Source organism: Viscerimonas tarda (genome assembly GCF_054601255.1).
The window spans coordinates 21606-46009 of record NZ_BAAHWV010000020.1 but is presented as its reverse complement, the minus strand read 5'-3'; the positions used below and the strand labels follow the sequence as shown (position 1 = coordinate 46009).

23 protein-coding genes are annotated in these 24404 nt (G+C 43.8%); 6 read left to right on the top strand and 17 right to left on the bottom strand.

Annotated features, from left to right (window positions below; all coding sequences use genetic code 11):
• Nucleotides 1-227: 227 nt before the first annotated feature.
• From ACYPWY_RS10045 to ACYPWY_RS09985, 13 genes are all read right to left on the bottom strand, one after another.
• The gene (locus ACYPWY_RS10045) at nucleotides 228-467 is read right to left on the bottom strand and encodes a hypothetical protein (protein ID WP_459685395.1); all 240 of its coding nucleotides are present in this window, start codon (nucleotides 465-467) and stop codon (nucleotides 228-230) included.
• A gap of 116 nt (nucleotides 468-583) precedes the next feature.
• Nucleotides 584-1699, bottom strand: a complete 1116-nt coding sequence (locus ACYPWY_RS10040; RefSeq protein ID WP_459685394.1) for a universal stress protein — start codon at nucleotides 1697-1699, stop codon at nucleotides 584-586.
• Between the two features lie 56 nt (nucleotides 1700-1755).
• Nucleotides 1756-2022, bottom strand: coding sequence for a DNA-binding protein (locus tag ACYPWY_RS10035; protein ID WP_459685393.1), 267 nt, complete (start codon nucleotides 2020-2022; stop codon nucleotides 1756-1758).
• 82 nt (nucleotides 2023-2104) lie between these two features.
• Nucleotides 2105-2788: a phosphatase PAP2 family protein gene (locus ACYPWY_RS10030; RefSeq protein ID WP_459685392.1), complete on the bottom strand. Its 684-nt coding sequence runs from the start codon at nucleotides 2786-2788 to the stop codon at nucleotides 2105-2107.
• A gap of 5 nt (nucleotides 2789-2793) precedes the next feature.
• Entirely contained in the window at nucleotides 2794-3552 is a 759-nt protein-coding gene (locus tag ACYPWY_RS10025; RefSeq protein WP_459685391.1) for a tetratricopeptide repeat protein, read from the bottom strand.
• Between the two features lie 26 nt (nucleotides 3553-3578).
• Nucleotides 3579-5456, bottom strand: a complete 1878-nt coding sequence (locus ACYPWY_RS10020; protein ID WP_459685390.1) for a BatD family protein — start codon at nucleotides 5454-5456, stop codon at nucleotides 3579-3581.
• A gap of 26 nt (nucleotides 5457-5482) precedes the next feature.
• Complete coding sequence (locus ACYPWY_RS10015; RefSeq protein ID WP_459685389.1) at nucleotides 5483-6199, bottom strand: tetratricopeptide repeat protein; 717 nt, start codon at nucleotides 6197-6199, stop codon at nucleotides 5483-5485.
• A gap of 12 nt (nucleotides 6200-6211) precedes the next feature.
• Nucleotides 6212-7234, bottom strand: coding sequence for a VWA domain-containing protein (locus tag ACYPWY_RS10010; protein WP_459685388.1), 1023 nt, complete (start codon nucleotides 7232-7234; stop codon nucleotides 6212-6214).
• A gap of 29 nt (nucleotides 7235-7263) precedes the next feature.
• A complete protein-coding gene (locus ACYPWY_RS10005; RefSeq protein WP_459685387.1) occupies nucleotides 7264-8247 on the bottom strand; it encodes a vWA domain-containing protein in 984 nt (327 codons plus the stop codon).
• A gap of 34 nt (nucleotides 8248-8281) precedes the next feature.
• Nucleotides 8282-9358 carry a hypothetical protein gene (locus tag ACYPWY_RS10000; protein WP_459685386.1) on the bottom strand — a complete coding sequence of 359 codons (1077 nt, stop codon included), beginning with the start codon at nucleotides 9356-9358 and terminating at the stop codon, nucleotides 8282-8284.
• Between the two features lie 21 nt (nucleotides 9359-9379).
• Entirely contained in the window at nucleotides 9380-10249 is an 870-nt protein-coding gene (locus ACYPWY_RS09995; RefSeq protein ID WP_459685412.1) for a DUF58 domain-containing protein, read from the bottom strand.
• Between the two features lie 67 nt (nucleotides 10250-10316).
• Complete coding sequence (locus ACYPWY_RS09990) at nucleotides 10317-11309, bottom strand: AAA family ATPase (RefSeq protein ID WP_459685385.1); 993 nt, start codon at nucleotides 11307-11309, stop codon at nucleotides 10317-10319.
• 238 nt (nucleotides 11310-11547) lie between these two features.
• On the bottom strand, nucleotides 11548-11751 hold the full coding sequence (locus ACYPWY_RS09985; RefSeq protein WP_459685384.1) for a hypothetical protein: 204 nt from the start codon (nucleotides 11749-11751) through the stop codon (nucleotides 11548-11550).
• Between the two features lie 113 nt (nucleotides 11752-11864).
• On the opposite strand from ACYPWY_RS09985, the gene ACYPWY_RS09980 reads away from it, so the two are divergent.
• Nucleotides 11865-12980, top strand: coding sequence for an AAA family ATPase (locus tag ACYPWY_RS09980; RefSeq protein ID WP_459685383.1), 1116 nt, complete (start codon nucleotides 11865-11867; stop codon nucleotides 12978-12980).
• A 182-nt stretch (nucleotides 12981-13162) separates the two neighbouring features.
• Here ACYPWY_RS09980 and ACYPWY_RS09975 read toward each other — a convergent pair whose 3' ends face one another.
• Nucleotides 13163-15247, bottom strand: a complete 2085-nt coding sequence (locus ACYPWY_RS09975) for an alginate lyase family protein (RefSeq protein WP_459685382.1) — start codon at nucleotides 15245-15247, stop codon at nucleotides 13163-13165.
• Between the two features lie 153 nt (nucleotides 15248-15400).
• Between ACYPWY_RS09975 and ACYPWY_RS09970 the strand changes: the two genes are divergently transcribed.
• The 4 genes from ACYPWY_RS09970 (at nucleotide 15401) to ACYPWY_RS09955 (ending at nucleotide 17914) form a co-directional block, all read left to right on the top strand.
• The gene (locus ACYPWY_RS09970; RefSeq protein ID WP_459685381.1) at nucleotides 15401-15604 is read left to right on the top strand and encodes a hypothetical protein; all 204 of its coding nucleotides are present in this window, start codon (nucleotides 15401-15403) and stop codon (nucleotides 15602-15604) included.
• A gap of 212 nt (nucleotides 15605-15816) precedes the next feature.
• Nucleotides 15817-16473, top strand: coding sequence for a PAQR family membrane homeostasis protein TrhA (gene trhA / locus ACYPWY_RS09965; protein WP_459685380.1), 657 nt, complete (start codon nucleotides 15817-15819; stop codon nucleotides 16471-16473).
• 89 nt (nucleotides 16474-16562) lie between these two features.
• Nucleotides 16563-17144, top strand: coding sequence for a LemA family protein (locus ACYPWY_RS09960; protein WP_459685379.1), 582 nt, complete (start codon nucleotides 16563-16565; stop codon nucleotides 17142-17144).
• A gap of 20 nt (nucleotides 17145-17164) precedes the next feature.
• On the top strand, nucleotides 17165-17914 hold the full coding sequence (locus ACYPWY_RS09955; RefSeq protein WP_459685378.1) for a TPM domain-containing protein: 750 nt from the start codon (nucleotides 17165-17167) through the stop codon (nucleotides 17912-17914).
• Between the two features lie 289 nt (nucleotides 17915-18203).
• Here ACYPWY_RS09955 and ACYPWY_RS09950 read toward each other — a convergent pair whose 3' ends face one another.
• The 3 genes from ACYPWY_RS09950 to ACYPWY_RS09940 form a co-directional block, all read right to left on the bottom strand.
• The gene (locus ACYPWY_RS09950; RefSeq protein ID WP_459685377.1) at nucleotides 18204-21446 is read right to left on the bottom strand and encodes a glycoside hydrolase family 2 protein; all 3243 of its coding nucleotides are present in this window, start codon (nucleotides 21444-21446) and stop codon (nucleotides 18204-18206) included.
• 311 nt (nucleotides 21447-21757) lie between these two features.
• Complete coding sequence (locus ACYPWY_RS09945; RefSeq protein ID WP_459685376.1) at nucleotides 21758-22666, bottom strand: ThuA domain-containing protein; 909 nt, start codon at nucleotides 22664-22666, stop codon at nucleotides 21758-21760.
• Nucleotides 22667-23253: 587 nt separating this feature from the next.
• On the bottom strand, nucleotides 23254-23460 hold the full coding sequence (locus ACYPWY_RS09940; RefSeq protein ID WP_459685375.1) for a winged helix-turn-helix domain-containing protein: 207 nt from the start codon (nucleotides 23458-23460) through the stop codon (nucleotides 23254-23256).
• A gap of 223 nt (nucleotides 23461-23683) precedes the next feature.
• Here ACYPWY_RS09940 and ACYPWY_RS09935 point away from each other — a divergent pair, with 223 nt between their 5' ends.
• Nucleotides 23684-24130, top strand: coding sequence for a NanQ anomerase/TabA/YiaL family protein (locus ACYPWY_RS09935; protein ID WP_459685374.1), 447 nt, complete (start codon nucleotides 23684-23686; stop codon nucleotides 24128-24130).
• Nucleotides 24131-24404: the final 274 nt, after the last annotated feature.

Here is a 24404-nt window from a genome sequence, read left to right as displayed (position 1 = left end):
GCTCCCGCCTTGCGCAAAACCATTGCACGCGATGCAGGCTGGAGTGTCTGCTGTACAACTGCTCGTTAAGGCTGAAAGCCTTTAAGCCTTAGCCTACGGCTATACTTTTCAGGGATTGTGCAACAGACACTGGAGCCTACGCCAAACAAAGGCGCCTCCATTTCGCTGATTCCAATATTCAAAGATATAATTACGTTGTCTGACAGCTATTTCTGTCCAAAATACGCTCAAACGAAGCATTGTTCATCTAATTTATTTAGCTTTTCTTCAGACACTAAGCGACCATTCTTAATATCGTCATCGCTCATTTTTAGCAATTCTGTTTGTTCCGGCGATAGATGGACAATGTTTTCTTCTGTTTGATTCATGGCTAATTGATGTAGCCTCCGAATGAGTTTTTTGTCTTCCAGTCCGGTTATCCATGAAATAATATCGTACTTTTTCCGTGCTATTTGTGCTGTTGACATAATTTTCACTTTACGTTTGATGAGCAAAGATACTCAATAATCGACAATAATATAATACAAAGGAGAGTCAAGAATTTTCTCAATTCTCAACTCTCAATTCTCATTTTTTAATTGTTTTACCCTCTAAGAACCAGAATAGGGGTATCGGAATAAAACAACATTTTCCGGGAGATACTCGGACTGAACATGCGCGCAAAGATGTTTCGTTTGGCAGTTGTCAAGGCGATAATGTCTATTGCCGCTTTTTTAATGTACGAATCCATGCTTGCCAGCATATCACCGCTATCAATCAAGGTGTAATCGGTTTCCACCTCGGGATATTTCTTTTTAAAATAAGACCCTATCCCTTCCATCTTGATTTCGTCCCATTGGTCTTTTTTCTTATTGGCAAAATGCGTCAGATGCACTTTAATTTTGTAGTTCCTCAGGAAGTTCATCATTAAGTCGAACGAAATCAAATCGCGTTGACTAAAATTAGTCAGGAACGCAATATTTTTCACCTCGCTAATTTCCGTAAATTGCGTATTTTCGGGAATTGCAAGCACAGGTATCTGTGTCATCTCAATCACTTCCGCAGTAACACTACCTATCAAATCGGCATCTTTCTGATCTTTTCCACGGGTTCCCATCACAATCATAGCCGGCTTATACTCTTTGGCAAAGGCCACTATTTCTTCTTCCGGCAAGCCTTCCCGCAATACATACGAGTAATTCACGGCTGGAAATTCTCCCGATACGATTTTTTCGTCAATTCGATTACACAGCGTTTTGATGTCGGATCTTACTTTCTCTATTATATTCTGAAAACTGCCGTCTTCTTTTGCCTGATAAGCAAATACCTCGGCCATGGGCAAAGCCGTTGGATAATACGGATTGAAATAAACGTTCAGGATTTTCACTTTTGCGTTTATTTCTTTGGCCATATTAAAGGCTATGCAGCAAGCTTTCAACGAATATTCGGAAAAGTCTACCGGTACCAAGATTCGTTTCCGCCCATCATCTGTTCTGTAGGTTTCAGGTTCGTCGTAGCTGAACAAGTGTCTGTTTTCCACTACGTTCAGCGCTTTTGCCAGGTCGTGTTCATGGATTCTGATACGAACACCCGGCAAAGAATCTTGATTATTATTGACCTCTTCTATCGACACCGTAATCCCCTCACCTTCCAAAACCGCCTTGAGAATCTGCGCTTTTTCCGGTGTATGAATCGCTAATGTTACCAATTTCCCGTCCATAGCTCTTTCAATTAATCCCTTGTTTAAAACTGTCTAAACCTTTGTTTTTGAAAAACTTAGACAGTTGCTTCTTTTTTATTTTTTTCTATTATACCCAAAGCTATATCCAAAATGGTTGTATCGTCTATTGCCACTATCCCGCCATTGGGACCGGGTTCGAGATGGATACCACAGCTTTCGCCTTTATTGTAATTATGACCTCCAAAATAATTTCGGACTGTTTCAACAGAGAGGTTCAACTGGTTTGCAATGTTATGAATACTTCCATCAGGCAAACTATCTTTAACCTTGCGAAGTTCAGTAAACGTTATAGTCTTCGTCATGATGATAAAAATTTTAGGTTAATATTTGATTCCTAAAAATAGTACATCTTTTTAAGAAAACCAATTATTTTGGCAGATAAATTTAAAATAAACTGTAAACTGCGTCAAAAGCTATTGTTATAGCAATCGTTGCGGCAATAATGTTCCCGTGCATGGAAGAATAAACGGGCTTTTGGAGAGACTCCGGCGAGTCTTTAAGTATTTTTTGACGGCTGTATTGATACAACAGGTAAACAAGAAATCCCAATAGCGCTCCCAGTAGCATTCCCCCCGCAATATCGCTGATGAAGTGTACGCCTAAATAAATACGGGAATAACTGTTTACGGCAGCCCACAGAAAAACGCTCCATGTCAGCCACCGGTACCGGTAAACAAGGGCAATGAATGTGGCAACGCCAAAACCATTGGTCGCATGTGAAGAGACAAACCCGAAACGCCCGCCTCTATAATTATTAACGGTCTGCACATAATCCATAAAGTCGGGATGGTGCGTAGGCCTGAACCGGTGAAAATAGGGCTTGATCAGGCTGGCGGAAATCTGGTCGCACAAGGTAACCAGAATGGCAAAGCAAACGATAAACAGCACAGCCTGCTGCCATCTTGTTTTGTAAAAAAGGCTGACTAAAAGGACGATGCACAGCGGTATCCACAACACCTTGCCCGAATAGGTCATCATAAACACATCCCAAAAATCCGTATGACTGTTGTTCAGCCACAAAAACGCATCGCGTTCGTAAGGAAGTATTTGTTCTACGGCGCTACTCATCCGGCTTATATTATTTCCAGTTTGTTACTGGGTATCCAGCCAACATTGCCGTTGTCGATTTCTATCTCAAACCACAATTCGTCCTTTTTGTTGATTTGGACTTTTGTGCCCGAATGCAGGATGAAAAGCTCCTTGCTGTTGGCATCAGGCGAACTTTTTACAGATACCGAACCGGCCATGATGACAGCGGTATTCCGGTCTATAATTTTGTCTTTCAACCTCGACGAGAAGATGTTGGTAAAGATGAGCGATACGAACAAAACAAGGCCTGTATAAAATGCCACTTTCTTCACCAGAATCGAGCGTGTAAAGAAAAACAGGCTCAAGGCAGCCAAAAACAATAAGAAAAATGCCACCGATAATTTTGCCCAATCATTGGAACTCTGCAAATTCTGAATACTGTCGAACCACGATTGGAGGAAGAAGGTATCTACTCCTACTATTTTATCTTCAATTTTTGTGCGGGCAAATTCAAGGTTGTGGCGTGCATCCAAATCGCCCGGGTCAATCAATAGCGCCCTTTCATAATTCAATATCGCTTTGGCCACCTCGCCCTCCCTGAAGTAAGCATTTCCCAGATTGTAATACAGTTCAGCCGATTCCAGACCTTTTTCTTTTTGCCGGCTTATCTCATCCTCAAAAAGCTGAATGGCCTTCGGGTAATCTTCGGCCTGATATGCTTTAACGGCCTCATTCGATGCAGTTTGCGCATGAAGCAGAGAGCCAAAGAACAACAATAGGACGATATATACTGATTTTTTCATTCTTCTATCATTTAAAAACTGCGAAATCATTTTTTTCTTTTTATGATACTTTCCATCTCGCTGATAGCATTCACCGTTTCGGAATATAGCTTATCCATGGTTTCATCGGATTCGGAGGGAGCGTAGCGCGCAAATTCGCCGGTATCGAGAATGTACATAAACCGGGACATCAAGGCCTCGGAAACACCGTATTTCGACAGCTCAAGCTCAATATTGTCCCTGTTCAGCTCAGCTGCCGGAATCAGGAGTTTATCGCTCAGATAACCCCAGGTCGCCCGCAATATTTCTTCATAAAATTTCTCTTTGTTGTGTTCTTTCAGGTGAACGCCCGCAATCTTCAGGCGTTTTGTCGCCACTTTATTCGCTTTTTTAGTCCGCATCAACGCAATGTTTGCATTTTGCTCTATCAGTTTACGGTAATAGACAAACGACAGGACGAACAACAGCAGCGGAATCAAATACCACAAAACGTAGCCCAAGGAACCCACCAAAAAGCCATTGACTTCCGAATAGCTGGCTTTTCCCGTTTTCAGGAAGCGAATATCCTGAATCACTTTCACTTCGTTTTGATTATCGTAGCTGACCGCCGAATTATTTCCGGCATTGGGGTCTTTGTCCACCTTCAGGTTATATTCGGGGGATCTCAGGGTTTTGTATGTCCTCGATTTCAGATCGAAATACGAAAATTCGATGGCCGGAATGGTATAATTGCCCGGATAGCGGGGAATGAACAAGTACTCAATCTTTTTGCTTCCGGTGAGCCCGCTTTCTACTATCTTAAATGTATTATCCACTTTGGGGTCGTAGGATTCAAAACCTGTGGGGAATTTAATTTCCGGCGTTTTTATCAGTTTGAGGTTCCCCGTTCCGGCTATATTCAGCGTAATGGTAATGGCATCGTTTGCTTTCACTTCGGTATCGGATATGCTCGATTTCAGGCTAAACGAACCGACTGCATTGGAGAAGTTGGCCGGCTTGCCTGTCGGCAGAGGCGAAACATCTATGATTACGGGATTGGTTTGAAGGATTCGCTTGACATCGGCCATCACTTCCTGCGGCCCAAAGAACGATTGCACCTTGCGACCCGACGGCACCGAGAAAACCATTTCAATCTTTCCCTGCGGAATGGTTATTTTACCCGACCGTTGCGGAAACAGGAGGCTCCGCCTCAAATCCACAGCATAATAATTGCGACCGTTGTAGTGTTCCAAAGACAATTGCCTGTTGGTGGGCAAATCTTGCTCCTCCACCATAAATCCCTCAAATTCGGGAAATTCTATCTTACCAATATCCCTCACATTCAATGTTGTATAAAACTTGAACGAGATAATAAACGCTTCCTGCTCATACACCTTCGTCTTGGTAACAATAGGCCTGATAAATGCATCGCCGCTATTGATATTTTGTGCATTGGACGATGAGGAGGAAGTTGACGACGAACCGGATGAGGATGAAGCGGACGAGGACGAACTTTGCCCTCCCCTGGCATCCGGTTGAGCCTGAGCCTGAGGAGTTTTATCGGGAGGCAATACTTTTATTGTAAGGGCATTGGAGGTATATGATTTCCCATCTACTTTAATGGTAGCAGCGGGTACCGAAAAACTGCCTTCTTCGCTCGCCACCAGTATGAAAGTATAGGATTCGGAAGAGTCGGAGGTGGTTCTTCCGTTTATAATCTGTACGCTGCTGCTTCGCGAAACCGAAGGCCCGTAAAGCACATCGAAGCCTTTCATTTCATTCGGAAATTGAGGACTGCTCCCCTCTCCGTTACGCAGAATATAGCTAAGCCTGAACTGTTCTCCTTTTACAACAGCAGCCGGAGCGCTTGCCTTGAATGTTACCTCCTGTGGAAAAACTGCAACAACATGGGCAAACAGCGCTATCAGAAGCAGGTATTTTCGCATTTTACTTATACTTTTCTTATTTATAATCACCAATCTTTATTTTGTCGTCTGTTATCTTCGTTTTGTTTTTTCTTTTCCGCAGCTTTCATTTGTTTTACTTTTTCCTGCGTTTCCTTTTCGTCTTGTTCTATCGCCTTTAATACCTGATTGGCGCTTTCGCGCGACATTTGCTCATTTTCCTGTTTCTCAGGTTTCTTTTCTTTCTGATCCTGCTTGTCCTGATTTTGTTGCTGGTCTTTATTCTGGTCCTGCTTGTCCTGCTGGTCTTGCTTGTCTTTGTCCTGGTCTTTATCCTTGTCTTTATCCTTCTGATCCTGAATCATTTTCTGAACAACGGCCAGGTTATACCTCGTTTGTTCGTCTTTCGGATTCAGCCTCAGCGCTTTTTTGTAGGCATCTGCCGACTGTTGCAGGTCTTTTTTCTTCAACATGGTTGTGCCGACATTGTGCCAGGCGGCGCTCATATTGTTGGCATTTCCGGTCTCAACATTCAGGTATTGCTGGTATTCCTTTATCGCTTCATCCCAGTTGTTTTGCTTATAATAGGCATTCCCCAGGTTATACACGGCTTCCTTCGATGTGGGGTCTTTGGCAATCGCTGCTTTGTAGTTACTTTCGGCTACCCGGTAGCGTTGTTCCGTGTATGCTTTGTTTCCCGAACGAATAGAATCCCTGACCGCTTTTTGCGCGGAAAGAGCCATTGTTACAAGAAAAAATAATAGGACAACTATGTTTCGCTTCATAATTAAAATACTTTACTTAAATATCCTGACATTTCGGAATATCCTGTTCTTTTTATCAAACACGCAAACCTCTACAAACAAAAGGATAAGCATTGCCCAGGCAAATACCTGAAACTTTTCGTCGTATTCGGAATAAGCAACCCCTTCGTAATTTTTCTTTTGCAGCTTTTCGAGTTCTGCCTGAAGGTTTTTTAAGGCAGCGTTTGAATTATCGGCATGAACATACAAACCTTTTCCGGCTTTAGCTATGTCCTGGCACATCTTTACATTCAGTTTCGATACAACAATTTTGCCTTCGTTATCCAGCCTGTTTTCATTACTACTTGCCGACACAGGCACCGGAACCCCTTCGGGCGAGCCTATGCCCACCACATTTACCTGTATCCCGTGCGAGGCAGCCTCTTCGGCCATCTCTACGGCATTTCCTTCATGGCTTTCGCCATCGGTGATGAGAATCATTGCCCTGTCAATATCGTTATCGCTTGTAAAACTGTTCATCCCTATATTTATTGCGCTACCTATCGCCGTTCCCTGCACCGGGACAATACTTGGGTCGATAGTTTCGAGGAAGAGCTTGGCCGACTGGTTATCGGCAGTCATTGGCAACTGCACAAAGGCTTCGCCGGCAAAAACAACAATGGCCACCTTATCGTTGCGCCGTTCGTCTATAATGCGGGTCAGTATTTGTTTGGCTTTCGACAGCCTGTCGGGTCGAATATCGCGAGCCAACATCGAGTTGGAAACGTCTATCGCAATAACCAGTTCTATCCCTTTTCGCTCCACTTTCTCTATTTTCGTCCCAAACTGCGGACGGGCAATAACAATAATGCCAAAGACAATAGCCGCAAACGTGAGCCAGAATTTCAGGTACGAACGCTTGAGCGACAATTCGGGCATAAGCTGTTTAATGAGGATTAGTGTCCCCAGTTTTTGCACATCTTTCAGTTTTTGGATGTTCAGGTAAATAAAACCCAACACCAGAAAAGGCAGGATGAGCAGTAAGTACAAATATTCCGGATTTTGAAATCGAAACATAGTCAAATTTATTTTTTACTTTTCTAAATTTATGGAATACTCCGCAACAACGTACGCCTGATCGTTAACTCGATAATCACCAAAGCCAAAGCCAATAAAGCAAACGGAAAATACAATTCCTGTTTCTTTGTTACCTTATTCACACTTATCAGGTATTTCTCCATCGAATCTATTTCACCGTATATTTCCGCCAGTTTCTGATTATTTTCGGCGCGGTAATAATTTCCTCCGGTAATTCCGGCAATTTCGGTCAAGGTTTTTTCGTCAATTTCCACGGGCATGTTTTGTATTCGCTGCCCGTATGGTGTCATTACCGGTGTCGGCGCCATGCCCTGCGAACCTACGCCTATCGTATAAACGCGTATGCCATACGATTTTGCCAATTCGGCAGCCGTCAGCGGAGCTATCTGTCCCCGGTTGTTCGAGCCATCGGTAAGCAAAATCACTACCTTCGATTGCGATTTGCTGTCTTTCAACCTGTTCACGGCATTTGCCAAGCCCAGGCCAATGGCTGTTCCGTCCTCAATCATGCCGTACTTCACTTCATTCAGCAAACTTAGCAGCACGCCGTGGTCGGTGGTCAAGGGGCATTGCGTAAAGCTTTCGCCCGAAAAAATAACCAAGCCTATATTGTCTTTCTCCCTGTCGGTAATAAACTCCGAAGTAACTTTTTTGGCTGCCTCCAACCTGTCGGGCTTAAAGTCTTGCGCCAGCATCGAGCCCGAAACGTCCAAAGCCATCATAATATCAATCCCTTCCGACTCGGATGTTTCCCACGAGTTGACCAGCTGCGGGCGCGCTAAAACGACTATTACAAGCGCAATAGCTGCTGCACGCAATAAAAAGGGGAGATGACGCAGATAAACTCTTATTGATTTGGATTTACCTACGAATGCCGCTACCGAAGACATTTTGAATGAGGCCTGCATCTTCCGTAATTTAGATACATACCACAAAAACAGCGGTATCAACAACAACAATAATAATAAGTATTTCGGACTTTCAAATTCCATCTTCTATATGTTAGCTATTCGCTTTAGATTGTGTTCAGGATTTTTTTATTTCATTCTCCGTATTTGCTTTCGTCAACGGCGCCGGACTTTCCCTATCCGTGTCTTCTTCGTTTTCCTGTACGTTGTCGGTAACAGGAGGTTCGATTTTTGTTTGATTGACAAACAGGTAGGAATTAACCAGGCTCAAATCGTTTTCGTTGGGCAATGGCTTGTATTTTGCAAACTTAACCAAATCGGCCAGTTTAAGCGCCTGCATCAGGCTATCCAGCGCCGAATCGGCTTCGGCATATATTTTTACGGAATCCAAAATTTCGTCTGATGTTTTTTCAAACGCATTTATGTAGAATCGTTTTTCGATATATTCCCTGAGTACGTCTGTCAGTTCGGTATAAAACTGTTTCTCCAATCCCTGTTGCCATACTTTCTCCGATTTGATTTTATCCAGCGCCCGGATAGCGATGACATGCGGGGGCAATATAACCTGCGGTTTGAAGAAATAGCCTTTCTTCTTTTTCCTCAGCCCAAAATACAGGCCAAGCCCCAGAAGAACAAGCAGCAAGAAGATAAGAAGCGCCACCCACAGATAAGCGAGGTAGTCCTGCCAAACAAAAGGAGGCTCCAGATTATCCTTTATATCCGACAAGGCCAACTGTGCAAAATCTATCGAATCGGTTTGCTGGGTATTCAGCCTTTCCAGATAAGCCAACACCGACTCGTGAAGAATCGGGGAACTTACTTTTAATCCAAAACTGTTCGATTTAATTGTGTCAACGCCATCAACAACAGGCATAAACGCAATGTGATACAAGGTAGAATCGAAGGATGTAACAACGTACTTCTGCCTTATGGTCATCACCTCGTTGGCAATAACCGTATCGGGAGCCGAAATCTGTAAAACTTCAATTCCGGTAATCAAGGTATCCTGATACGCCGGAAACAGAATATTGCGCCCTTTGGGAGCGATAACCTCCAGATTAATAACCGCCTGATCCCCGATTAAAATTTCCGCCGGCTGTATTGTTGCTCTGGCCGATGACTTTTGGGCGTAAGCCTCCACGGTCATCCCCCAAAAAGCAATCAAACACAATCCTGTATATATTAAATGTCTCATGCGAATACCTGTTTCCTTCATTTAATTTCTTTTCTTAAACAAGGCCAGAAGAGCTTTTACATAATCTTCATCCGTCCTTATCGAAATATTATCGACCCGGCTCTTGGTAAAAGCTTTCAATTTATAATATTCCTGCTTTTCGAACCAGCGGCTGTACATGCTGCGCGTGTGGCGCGAAGAGGTATCAATCCATGTTTCGTATTTGGTTTCCGCATCAATAATCTTCATTAAACCAACGGCAGGAAGTTCCAGTTCGAGCGGGTCATACACCTGCATCGAAACAATATCGTGCTTGCGATTGGCGATAGTCAATGCATTTTCGTAATCGTAGGTGTTGAGAAAATCCGAAATAAGGAAAGTGGTGCAGCGTTTTTTAATAGCATTGGTCAGGAACCGCAGAGCCATGGCCAGATCGGTGGATTCACCTTCCGGCTTAAAGTCAATCAATTCCCTGATAATGTACAGAATATGTTTCCTCCCTTTCTTTGGCGGAATAAATTTCTCGATTCTGTCCGAAAAAAATACGACACCTATTTTATCGTTGTTCTGAATAGCCGAAAAAGCCAACGTGGCAGCTATTTCCGTTACCACATCTCGTTTGAAGGAGTTGACCGTACCAAAATTCAAACTCTCGGAAACATCAACCAATAGCATAACCGTCAGTTCGCGTTCCTCCTCAAATATTTTTATGAAAGGCTTGTTGTATCTGGCCGTTACGTTCCAGTCGATGTCGCGAATATCATCTCCATACTGATATTCCCTGACTTCCGAAAAGGCCATCCCCCTACCCTTGAAAGCAGAATGATACTCTCCCGCAAAAATATTCTGCGACAGGCCTTTCGTTTTAATTTCGATTTGACGTACTTTTTTTAATAATTCGCTGGTTTCCATTCTAATCTCAATGTGCTGGCTATTCAAAATGAGGGGGGGTGAAGAATTGTTCTTCATTCTCCACTATTTAAGGCACCTCAATTTTATTCAGTATTTCGCTGATTATCTCATCCGAATTTGTGTTATTTGCTTCAGCTTCGTATGTTAATCCTATGCGGTGGCGCAATACATCGTGGCACACGGCACGCACATCCTCGGGAATAACATAGCCTCTGCGCTTGATAAACGCGTAGGCGCGGGAAGCCAAAGCCAAGCTGATTGATGCACGGGGCGAAGCGCCAAAAGCAATCATTCCTTTTAGCGAACCCAGCCCATTGTCGTTCGGGTAGCGGGTTGCAAACACTATATCAATAATGTATTTTTCTATTTTTTCATCCAGATATACATCCTTCACCACTTTGCGGGCTTCGAGTATTTCGTTTGAGTTCAGTACCGGTTTCAATTGTTCGTAGCCCTCGCCAATATTCTGGCGAAGAATCAATTGCTCTTCGTCTTTTTTAGGGTAGCTGATCACCACTTTCAGCATAAAACGATCCACCTGAGCTTCGGGCAATGGATAGGTACCTTCCTGCTCTATCGGGTTTTGAGTGGCCATCACAAGGAAAGGCTGGGGCAATTTGTAGGTCTTTTCACCTATCGTTACCTGACGTTCCTGCATGGCTTCCAGCAAGGCGCTCTGCACCTTTGCCGGAGCACGGTTTATTTCGTCCGCCAACACAAAGTTCGAAAATATCGGACCATGCTTAACGATAAACTCCTCGTTTTTAGGGCTGTATATCATTGTTCCGATAACATCAGCCGGCAACAGGTCGGGCGTAAACTGTATCCGGTTATATTTTGCATCAATCAACGAAGCCAATGTTTTTATTGCCAATGTTTTAGCCAATCCGGGAACCCCTTCGAGCAAAATATGTCCATCCGACAATAAACCTATCAGAAGAGAATCGACAAGATGTTTCTGACCGACAATAACCTTGTCCATCCCCATCGTCAGCATATTAACAAAGGAGCTTTTACTTTCGATCCGCTCGTTCAATTCCCGTATATCAATTTGCGCCATAATTATGAATGTATTATTAGTGTATTAAAGTATGTATTAATTTACCTTTTTCTTTCGTGTAGCAAAAATAGAAATGTTAAACCTTGCGTGCACCCTATTCGGCGTTAAAAATGTTTAAGGTTGGAGGAAAGAAAAACTAAAAATAATTAGCTAATGTACCAATATGCAATGAACCGATGATAAAAGTAAAAAAATGAAAGGAATATGGGAGGGGGATCAGGGCAAACCTTGAAAAATTTTACTGCTTATGTCTTTCGGTAAAGTTGCTGATAGGAGCAGGAGATTCCTCCCTTTGGTCGGAATGACGGTCTCCTTTTTGGGAGAGGGGATGAGGAAGTGGCGGCTTCGCCGCCACTTCCTCATCCCTTAAAGCGCTAACAGGCGAGTCATTCCGACCAAAGGGAGGAATCTCATCCATAACAGTGGTTCTAAAAATTTTCATGCGTTTGCCCTGGGAGGGGGATATGGTGGATTTGAGATTACGCAAAAATGCGTAACGCATTTTTGCGTAATTGAAATAAAAATACTAACTTTGCCACATAAAAAAGATAAACAATGAACCCTTTTAGTTACGGAACTATTGCCAGAGGCGACAACTTTTATGATCGCAAAGAGGAATGTGAGCGCATTGAAAAAACCCTTTCGGGTGGTAACAATTTAGCGCTTTATGCCCCTCGCCGCTTTGGAAAGACTTCACTGGTATTTAAAGCGATAGAAAAATTAGAGAAGCAAGGTTTCATTTGCGTCTATTTCGATTTTATGCCTGTCTTCTCGCCCGAATCTTTTGTTCGACTTTATACAAAAGCCTTGTCGGCGAAGCAGAGCAACTTGGAGAAGTTTGCACAAACATTTGCTTCCATTGTCAAAAATATCCGCCCTTTATTAAGTTTCAATACCGAGGGAATTCCTGAATTTTCTATTGACTTTGCCGGTTCTACGGTGGACGAAACGCTTATTTCTCAATTGCTGGATATGCCCGAAAAGATGGCCGGAGCCAACAAGCGAGCGCTTGTGTTCTTTGACGAATTTCAGGAAGTAGAAAAGCTAAGCGGTATCAACTTCGAGGGCTTGCTACGAAGTAAGATTCAACAGCAACGCACCACAAACTACCTGTTCTTCGGAAGTAAAACCCATTTACTGAAAGAATTGTTCAACGACAAAAAAAGAGCTTTTTACAACGCCGCATCGCAAATGTCCATTGGCCCGTTACCCGAGAAAGATACCATAGACTACCTGCAACGCAAATTTGCTGCTTCGTCAATCACTCTTGATACCGAGACTGCTCAATACATCATCTCTGTGGCGGCGAATATTCCTCATTATATTCAGATGATGGCTGCCGAGATATGGCAATATATGGTGAATAATTTGCAAACGGTTACCAAAGAAATTGTAGATGATTGCGCCAAACGACTATTAATACTTAAAAACGACTATTACTTGGAATTGTTTGATAATCAGTCGCAAAGCAAGAAGCGGTTGCTGCAAGCTTTAACGGTAAATGGCAAAAACATATTCTCTACTACTTACATTACCAGCCATCGTTTACCGGGATCTACTACGCTTCAACGGGCAGTAAAAGGGCTGATTATGGATGGAACAATCGAAAAGATGAATGGCGAATACTTCATTACAGACCCATTCTTCAGGTTGTTTTTGGCGAATACCTAAACAAATGAAAGAGATACCCAAATAAGGGAGCTGTATCAAAAGCCTTTTTCTGAGCTTGTCATTGCGGGATCCGACCCGCAATCTCCTGACATTCAGCTGATGTTTGTTAGGAGATCCCGTGTCAAGTACGGGATGACAGACTTTTGGCACAGCCCCCTTACACTATAATTATCCAAACTCATTTACTCCATAATCACTCTCTTCTCGGCTGTAATATGCTCCTGAGTAGATTTTATTCCGCCATTGCCTGTAAGCGGTTTATTGCCCGCCAACCTGAAATTTGATGTGGCATACGACTCTATACCGTATCCGTTATTGTATTGAATCGTGCTGTTTTTCACAACAATATTACTGTTTACCACCCCCAGGTATTCGGCAAGAAAGCCTCCGTTGCTATTGGCTTCGATTAAACAACCCGATACGGTGATATTATCCGAGCCGATCATTTTGATGCCATACCAGTCGTTCCGCGCCATTTCGCAATCGAGAATAGTTATATTTTTATCCCTGTCCAACGATATGCCGCATCCCATGGGCGAAGCGACAAAGCGGCTGCCCTCTATTCTTGCGCCGATAACATGCGCCAAGAGCACATTGTGGTGATGTCGAGGCCCCGGTACTATCCCCGAGCCGTTGTCGGTGAAATCGCAGGATTTAATGCTTATATTTCCGGCGCCACTAATATAAATACCGTTCAACGAGGCATTCTGTACCGTTATATTCTGGAGAACCAGGTCTTTCATCTGCCCGTCTTTTTTAGAGAGGAAAATAATACCGGTACTTCGAGGCACACCTTTATATAAGCGGTTGATACGGTCGGTATTCGGGTCAATGGCAATTTGAACCGTGTTGCGCGAGCCTTCGATAAGTAAATCGCGGATGGTTACATTGTGCAGGTTTTCATCTTCATTTATCAGCATCCGGTTAACGGCGCCTCCACCATTGTGGATGATAGTTTCGCGGCCCTCTCCGGCCAAAGTTACATTGCTTGGAATGACCAGCGATTCGGAGAGCGAATGAACGCCTTTTTTCAATACCACCCATTTTCCGGTACCGGCAGCCTTATTCAATGCCTCCTGAACCGATTCGCCCGGATTGACAACGATTGACCCTGCCGGTGCGGTAGCCGTGGCGTTGAACAGCGCACCCGCCGGAGAAGCTAATCCTTCCGCCCTTGGTTTCCCGCTATATTTAACCGGAACCGTATTGGGCGCGCGCCAGGCTGTAAGGGCATTGCGACTGCTCTGCGGGCGTATGGAGTCGGCGGCGATTTTTGTATATTTCATTTCCAGCCCCGACGCGGCATAATGACGGTATGCAAATTCATAATCGTCATTCAGTTTCTTGCTCAATTCCGATATTTTTCCGTAGGCGAAAGGCGCTTTGTCAACCATGTATTGAGCGGTATATTCAAAGCCCAAGGCCAGGCGGTTGTTGGCTACCGACCACAAATCGACGCCTTGCGAGTAAGCGATGCGGGCAGCTCCGGCAAATTCGCGCAAACCCATCTGCACATGCCCCTGATCGCGTATTGATTCCTGACATTGACCGCTGGGATACACATATTTCAGAATACTTCCATTGTAGGAGGCGTACAGGTAATTATGAACGGCATTGTCGAACATTTTGCGATTGTCGGTAAATACCGAAATTGCCATAATGGTGCGCTCAATAGCGCCGTTCCAGTTACCGTTCGCCTCGGGGAAATAAAATCGTATCACCGGATAAAATACCGAGCTGAGCATATTGGAAAACGAGTCGATGTCTTTCTGTTGCCATCCGGCATTGCTGTAACGAATAATTTCGGCAGCATTGCAATACACTTGCCCCGAAAGAGCGACAAGCAGCTTGGCATTGTTATCGTCAAAATCCCATATCCCCGACGACCAGGCGTTCATTATTTCTATCGCCTTTTGCGCATAAGCCTTATCGCCTGTTATGTACCAGACAAGGGCGCAATTGTAGGCCATATCGCCGGCGCTGCTCATCAGTTTTCCGCCGATGTCGGGTTTTCCGTACGCCCCTTGTATGATGTGGGGCTCGGTTTGAATAACATAATCGAGGGAAGTTTTTTCCTTCAACTTGTCAAAAGCGCTTTTCCAAGGCTCTTTTCCGAGAAGAACCTGTTGTTTCATAAAATCGAGGTCGGCTTTCGTTTGGTCAATTCCGGGATGAACGAAATGTGAATGACCGTTTTGAGCGTTTAGTGGCATCGAAATAGAAATAAATGATGCCAGGACAAAAAATAAATACTTTAAGATTTTCATGGTTGTTCAATAAAATTCGATTACTTATTAGCTGAATACAATAGAGGCCATAAAGTTATAGAATTAGATTGACAAAACAGCTGTATTTAGAGTTTTTGTTCATAAATAAGTGATAAAATACAACATTCGGCTGGATATAATTCAGGGCAAACCTTGAAAAATTTTAGAACCACTGTTACGAATGAGATTCCTCCCTTTGGTCGGAATGACTCGCCTATCGGCGGTTTAAAGGATGAGGAAGCGGCGGCTTCGCCGCCGCTTCCTCATCCCCTCTACTCAAAAGGAGACAGTTATTCCGACCAAAGGGAGGAATCTCCTGCTCATATCAGCAACTTTACCGAAAGGCATAAGCAGTAAAAATTTTACTGCTTATGCCAGAAATGTAACAGGTCTATAAGTTTCTATTATTTGTATAATACTGAAAATCTAACATATATTAAAAATATAAACCGTGTTAATCTGTATATTCGGTGCAATCTGTGTGCTAACCTGATGCCGACATCCACTATTTGCACTAATATTGTTATTCTTCATTTTTTTCGTACTTTTACGCGATTATAAATATACATATGACACTACGCATCCGTACCTACAGTCGAAACGAAGAAATGGCCAATGCTTTATCGCATGGCGCCGGTATTTTACTGGGCATTGTGGCCGGAGCCATTCTGTTGCATACCGCTCAAAAAAGTGGGAATCCTTGGGCTGTTGCCAGTGTCATTGTCTATTTGTTTGGCATGTTGTCGTCTTATGTAAGCTCTACATGGTACCATGCTTGCACCGATGAAAAAAGAAAAGCCCTGCTTCGTAAATTCGACCATAGCGCCATTTACTGCCACATTGCGGGAACATACGTCCCTTTTACGCTCATTGTGCTTCGTGAAGAAGGTCTTTGGGGCTGGTCGCTTTTCGCATTTATATGGTTGGCGGCAATTGCAGGACTGATAGTTAGCTTCCGAAAATTGAAGAAGCACAGCTACCTCGAAACCGTCTGTTTTGTTGTTATGGGAGCCAGCATTTTTGTGGCATTCAAGCCCCTTACCGAGACGCTTTCGTTGTCGGGACAAATGTCGTCCATCTATTGGCTGATAGCCGGAGGGGTTTCGTACATCGTTGGAGCCATTTTTTATTCGCTGGCAAAAACAAAGTACATGCATACCATTTTTCACCTTTTTGTGCTTGGTGGAAGCGTATGCCATATTATGGCTATTTACATCATTTTGTAAGTCGCATCTCAAGAAAAGAATAAATAAAGAAACAATTTTTATAAGTTACTTGTTTTAATAGACTGTATCACTAACACATTATGATAAAAATGAAACCTTCAAAAATCACATTATTACTGGCCGTTTTTACGTCTGTAATATTATCCGGCTGTTCGTATAACACCATGGTGGAAAAGCAAGAAGCGGTAACATCGCAATGGGCGCAAGTGCAAAATGCCTACCAACGGCGTGCCGATCTTGTTCCTAATTTGGTGGCAACCGTAAAAGGATATGCGGCGCACGAACAACAAACCCTTACGGCAGTAACCGAAGCACGTTCAAAAGTATCGGCTATCAATATCAATGCCAACCAACTGACTTCCGAAAATTTACAGAAATTCCAACAGGCACAAGGCGAACTGAGTAGCGCTTTGAGCCGGTTGATGGTGGTGCGCGAAGCCTATCCCGAGCTGAAGGCAAACACCAATTTCATGGCATTGCAAGACGAGTTGACAGGTACCGAGAACCGTATTTCGGTCGAACGCAATAAATTTAACGAAGCCACAAAAGAGTATAACCAATATATCCGCAAATTTCCGCAAGTAATTTATGCAGGTTGGTTCGATTTTGAGCAGAAACCCTATTTTGAAGCCGACCAGGCAAGTCAAACGGCGCCCAAAGTAGAATTTTGAACCGGTTCATTCATTACGCTATGAAGTATCATCTCGTTTTACTCCTGTTATTTGCCACTTGCTTGCTGCATGGGCAAAACATACCCGACCCGATGTCGCCACCGCGCCTGGTCAACGATTTTGCAGGCATATACAGCGATAAAGGCCGGAATGACTTGGAGCAAATGCTTCGTAACTACAACGATACCACCTCCACACAGATATACGTGGTTACCGTCTCCAACTTGGAAGGATACGATGTATCCGATTATGCCACCCGGCTTGGCGAAAAATGGGGAGTTGGGCAAAAAGGAAAAGACAACGGCGCCGTTATCCTGATAAAACCCCGCATAGGAAATGCAAGAGGTCAGGTGTTTATAGCTACCGGCTACGGACTGGAACCGGTGTTGACGGATGCCCGTTGCGGGCGCATCATCGACCAGTATATGCTTCCATATTTTATGGAAGATAACTATTATGGCGGAACAAAGGCAGCCATTGAAGCAATGATAGCCTACCTGTCGGGACAATTCGAGGCGGATGCCGATGAATCTTCTACCGAAGTGTGGGGTTGTATTGAAGCAATTATTTTTCTCGTACTCCTCTTTTTCATCTTCAACCGGAAAGGAAGAGGTAGAGGAAACAGTTCATCGGGAAATGGCAGGGGCGGATTTTTTCCGCCAATTTCAATGGGCGGTGGCGGAAGAAGGACCGGCGGTAGTTTTGGCGGCGGATTCAGCGGCGGTGGCGGCGGACGATTTGGTGGCGGCGGAGCCGGCAGAAGCTGGTGAACAGGGAACATGCCGGAAATATGGGGGTAAATAGTCGAACACGAGAAGAACGCAAATTACGCAAATTACGCGAATTTACACAAACAGACGTGGCGCGCCACGTTTCTACAATATTGTCATTGCGGGCTCCGACCCGCAATGACAGTTTTTTGTTGTTGGTAGGAGCAAATAAAATTCTTTCCTGTTTAAATTATACTTAAACATAGAAGAGTCTGCTGGTGAGCAATAAAAAAAACGAGGCCATTAAAGCCTCGTTTTTTATACCATCCGAAAAACAGTTCCGCAGGAACTATTTAGCCTCAGGGTCAGTGAGTGTATTTTTCAGCAGAGGCAGAAATTCTTTTCTGTTGTCGCACTTGAAGTATCCCCAAAATGGGCCTCTGTCGCCTTCGGCAATTGTCAGCACAAGGTGGTTCCAGCCTTGTTGCAAGGGCAATTCCCTGTAAACATATTCTTTTCGGGACTTGTCGAATTTATCTACGCTTTTACCGTTGACCAGCAGTTTGCTCTCTTTTGCTTCAATCTGCAAATCGAGTTTCGGCATATTCGGTTCTATCAATAAATCGTCCAATGGGCGGGGGCTCCACACCCAAACGTCAAGTTTCAATGTGCCGTCGGCTGCTTTTTGGAATTTAGCTTTTGCTCCGGCCGGGAATTGCAGTTTATCGTCGCGAAGGAAGAATATATCCGCACTGGATACGTCCACCTTCTCGAAAGGAATACCTGCGTTAACCAAAATTTTGGATAACGTTGTAAATCCTTTTTCGGAGTTAACAAATTCGGTCAAGGTACTTACATAGATGCTTGAATTTCCGTTTTGGTATTTGATAAAAGCAGGCGCTGCTCCCTTGTTTTCTATTTCGCCACGGACAGTTGAGGCCGTTTTGATTTCTTCGGGTCTTTTGTTCCATTTCCGCCAATCGGTGTTACAAGCGTTCAACAACACTTCGCCTTCGTTAACGAGGTCTCCCGCCAAGCCGTACTTGGAAGCATCGGTGTTCTGAAGCTCAACGAAATAGAAGTCGGAATTGTTCAATCCTCTTGTCCACGATTTTGAAACCGGAAGGAATGACGATATAGCCCTGTCTTCGAGCTTAAGCGACAACGGCAACAGTTTGTAGTAGCTGACAATTGTCTGCGGAACGATGCCCCATATCCAAATGTCGGCGCCTTTTCCCGTATTCAGGGTCAATATTTTTTCGTCTTCGGCTTTCAGTGGAGCGCTTCCGTCTATAATATATAAGGTGGATTGTGGAGCCGTTACTTTTGTCGAGAATTTAACGCCTTCCTTATCGAATATACTTTTTACTTTTGAATCCTCGCTTCCGATAAACACAATAGCGCTGTATGTTTTTTGAGGAGCTACATCGGTTTTGTTTTTACCGTAGTCCGGTCCGGGTGTGTTTGCCCATTCCGACCAAGCCGGGCCTCCGGGAGCATTGGCCGCTTTCATGGCCTCGTACATCGGCCAAGTAGCATAAAGCGGTAAACTGGGGTCGTATCCGGGGTTGAATGTCGAGCAATAAGGCCCTACGCGTTCGGGTTGTACACCGGGAACACCCTCTTTGTAATCGGTAAAGAATATACCATCTTCTGTCAGAGAAGGCGTTGTAGTGAGGTCTTTTTTGCCGAAAGGAAGCGGTTTGAGCGCATACCATGCCATATTGAATACGGTAGAATAGGAGGCATTCATTTTCCGTTGATTGGCAATCAGGTTATAGCATTCGTATGCAAGTCCTTTCATGCGCCCCAGTTGCGATTCGTAAGCCTCTTCGCCATTGTATTTCGATACCTGTTCGGGGGTTCCGTAATAGGCCATACTGTGTTCGCCGATACCCCAGGGTTTACCAATTTCAACCCAGCGCTTCATCGAGTTGATGTCGCCATAGTGGCCTACGGTTACGGGCAGAATACCGTCTCCGTCATCTTCGCCGTCTGCCGAAATCCAGGGACGGGTAGGGTCGTTTTCTCTGACAATGTCGCGCCAGTCTATCCAGGCCTGTTTTTGAGGTTCCATCAATTCGGGCTTGTTGTAAACGTGCAGGATAACCGGTTTATTTTCGTTACTGATACTCCAGCCGAAAACCGAAGCGTGGTTTCTGTCGCGTAGCACAAAACGGCGCAAGTGGTCTTTGCTGGTATCCCAGAATTTTTGCGAGTCCATTTTGGGGCCGCCATCGCTTGCCCAGTTGGCTGTTTCGTCAAGAACGCAAATACCCATTTCGTCGGCCACATCCAAATAGAAGCTTGGATATACCTGAGCATGAGGCCTTACGGCATTGCCATTCATGCCTTTGATAGCTGTAAACCAAGCCCATGCATACCTTCTGGTCAACTGAGGAACACCCTGGAAGTGCCATGAATCGCCTTTCAATTCGTAGGGTTTACCGTTCAGGCATTGTTGCGTTCCTTGCAGCGTCCATTCCCGCCATCCAAAGCGTTCGTATTTTGCATCAACGGATTGTTTTTTATTTACAATATTCAAAACGAGGCCATACAGGTTGGGGTTTTCGGGTGTCCAGAGAGCCAGGTCGGCTTCTTTTACCGGAATCTGAATGGTTGTTTTCAGCACATTGTTAGCTTCCAGTACTATTTTTGTTTCGGGAACAGTCAGCGCCTTTTCGCCCAGTATCCAGTTGGGCGCCGGAGCCGAATTGACGTCAGTTCCCGCTTTATTGAGCCATTTTTTTACATCTCCCTGCAGCGTCAGGTTTTCTTTTTTGCCGGTATTGTTTCGTATCGTAACATCCAGTTCGAGCGTGTTTTTCGACACCAGGGGTTTCACATAGATGTTTTCGATATTTATTTCAGGTAGCGCATACAAGAACACATCTTGCCAGATACCGATGATATGGCCACCCCACATCGAACCGGCAGGTATCACCCGGCGACCAACCGTAGAGCGGTCTTCAAACAACGATTGGCTTCTTACGCCCACCAACACCTCAACGCTTTGTCCGGGAGTTGCCACCTCGGTAATATCCACCTCGAAAGGGAGGAAAATATCGAAGTTTTCGGCCAGTTTTTTGTTGTTTACATACACTTCGGTGAATCCCGATACTGCTTCAAAATGAAGTTTGATAACCTTATTAGTCCAGTTGGCCGGTACGGTTATCGTTTTTTTCATCCAAGCCATTTTTACATCGTCCCATGCTTTGGGATAAGAAGGATAGTTGCGGTGGTCGGGGCCGGCCAAATCGCGGTTTCCGTAGGAATTGATATTCCATGGAGAAGGGATTTTAATTTTCACCTTGTCCCAGGCATCCGCTTTAGGCAGCGTCAGGTCGGGAGCAAGCCCTTTTCCTTGTACATAACCCGAAGGCAGGGCAACAGCCTGAAAATCCCACAAGCCATTGATGCATACTTCTTGTCGGAATTCCTTTTCATACTTGTTGATAAAACCTTCGCTCGGAGCAAAAACTTCTTTGTAGATAAGTTTCTTGTTGTTGTTTTCCGGCACGCCCGAAAAAACATTTGTAGAATACCCGATTATTAAAATCAGAGAAAATAACTTTACTAACTGCGCTTTCATGTTTAATAAATAAATTATTGCATTAAAATATATTTTGCTGCAAAGAACGGAGGGAACGATTAATTAAATCACTAATTTTCGATTAATAAATTATTAGATTATTACAAGCGCTTCTATTTTAACAAAAAATAACCGATAAAAACCGATTCAATGACCGGAATGTCGAAAATTGGTTTTTTTGCGACCATAGAGACTGGCGCCGGAAAATAATAGACACACAAGCGCAGATAAACTCCGGCATAGTGTATATTTTTTGCACAAAACATCCCCAACTTTTTCTCCGAAACGAGGGGTACTTATTGTAGGAAAAGCTATTTCCCGTTTTCTTTATACAGCTTGCGATAGCTGACAGTTGATGCTGTGGGAAAATCTGCCGGAACAGCCTGTTTCACTTTCCCTGTTGCCGCCCATTCGCATCCGCGGAGCAGGATTGTTTGAAAACCGGCGCATTGCATGGCCGGATTATCTTCGGCGGTCTTCCCTACGTGCCCCAGCATGATATGAAAAATGCGGGCTTTGCCATAATTGACCGTAAAAATAAGCGGTTCTTCCCGTCCCGAACCATTGGTCTCAGGCTCGGAATAAGCTGTGTAAAGCATATCTTTGATATTGCCGGGGCCACGCATCCGGTCGTAGAGTTCGTCTGTGGCGTGTTTCCATTGTTTGGGCAGTCCTTTTATTATGGGGTGTTTATCGTTTCTGACAGTTAGGACATACTCATGCGCCCTTCCGTGCGAGCCGCCTCGTCCTGCCGATTCGTCTTTAATCAATTGCCCCCCTTGCCAATACACCCAGGGGCCGGAACGTTCGTCCCGATTATTCCAACCACCCAGCGCAATGATTTCGTTATACTCGTTCCAACCGGTAAAAGCATTGTCGGCAGCGTGATAAACAACTACGCCACCCCCTTTTTTTACATATTTCAGAAACCCATCCCGGGTAGCTTTTGGCCAGTTATCGCCATTGTAGTCGAGCAAAACCAGTTTGTAGGGCGAGAAATCAACGATAAAATGGTTCATATCCTTCCCTTTTTCGGGCGAAATGGCAAAATCCACAATGAACAATCCGGTGTTCTCCAGAATTTGTTTCAACACCACATGGCTCACTTGCCAGTTGTGATTGTTCTGGCCGGTTACTATCAGTGTTTTAATGGGTTTTGCAGTTGCCGAAAGGACTGTTGCAAACAGAAAAAAAGCAAGGACTAATTTTTTATAATTCATGGTGATTTTTCAATTGGTTGATGTTTAATTTAGCTATTACTGCTGCAAATATAGTGAATTAGTTAATTGGTTAATTGGTAAATGCGATATAAATAAACGAAGAATGAATATTAGCTTGCCCGTAGGGCATCCATATCAATAGAAAATAGATCAGACAAGTTCCGACAACCCCGTAGCGGGTTGAACACCTACGGCGTTCAGGTTGGTTGTGTAATGTTTTTCTATTGATATGCAAGTCCTAACGGACTATACCTAGGGCAAACGCATGAAAAATTTTACGGCTTATGCCTTTCGGTAAAGTGGCTGATATGAGCAGGAGATTCCTCCCTTTGGTCGGAATGACTGCCTCCTTTTTGGGAGAGGGGATGGGGAAGTGGCGGCAAAGCCGCCACTTCCTACCCCTTTAAACCACTAACAGGCGAGTCATTCCGACCAAAGGGAGGAATCTCATTCGTAACAGTAGTACTAAATTTTTCATGCGTTTGCGCTTATATCGAACCCGGGTTAATTAACGAATTTGCTAATTAAAAAAAGGTAATAGCTTCATTTATGCGCCATTACCTTTTAATCTATGTGTCTAAATTTCCTTAAGCAAGCTCGACAAAAATGTCTTCTGCCGATTCCGTAACACTGATTTTACCTTCGCGAGCCAACCAACCTAATGAGGCGTAGAGGTCTTTTTCTGTTAGTTTGCTAGCTTTTTTCACTTCTTTCAGGCTTTTCTTTCCCGATTCACTCAAGTAAGCCCATACGGTTCCTGCATTTGTTCCGATTTTTTCTTCAAATACTGCCATAACCTAAATCTTTTTAAAGTATTAATAAATTACCTAAATAACGCCACAAAGGTAATAGTTTTTTATATACCAAAACCCATCTGTTTTCAGATTTAACAACATTACAATTATTTTAATAAAAAAAACGGCCATTATAATTGAAATAATTTGAACGGTTGTTTCGATTTGTATTTATTGTTTTACCTTTGTTACACAATTGTATTAACAGCATAAATAAAGAACCATGATTATTGATCACTTGAAAAATTCGGCTCAGTACGAGCAACTCAACCCGCTTTTTAAAAAAGCGTTCGATTACCTGAAATCGCTTGATTTCTCGAAAATAGAAGCCGGTAAAATCCAACTCGAAGGCGCCGATTTATATGTGTCTATCAGCAACAGCAATTTAAAGACCAAAGAAAATGCCAAGCTGGAAGTGCATAACAACTACATCGACATACAACTGCCGGTATCAAAAGCCGAAGGTTTTGGCTGGATTGGCCGTAACGAACTGGCGCAAGAATCGGCTCCATACAATACCGAAAAAGACATCCAGTTTTTCGACGACAAACCAAAAACCTATTTCAACCTCGAACCGGGCAATTTCGCCATCTTCTTCCCCGAAGACGGACACGCACCCTGCGTAGGCGAAGGCGCCGTTTTGAAGATTGTGGTGAAAGTCAGGGTTTAAGGTTCCGTGTAGAGACTGTTTCAAAAGAACGCAAATTACGCAGATTACGCAAATTATTTATTATTGAAATTCAATTAGATAAGGAAATATATAATGGCTTATTTGTGTAAATTTGCGTAATCTGCGTAATTTGCGTTCAAAAATACTTATCTCTAGGTTTTGTAGAGGTGCAGAAGCCGCGATGTTTGCAAATTAACCTCGCTCAAACAGGCGAATAACAAGCTAAATTGATAAAATCTCGAAAAATAATCAATAACAACTTGTCGTATTAATA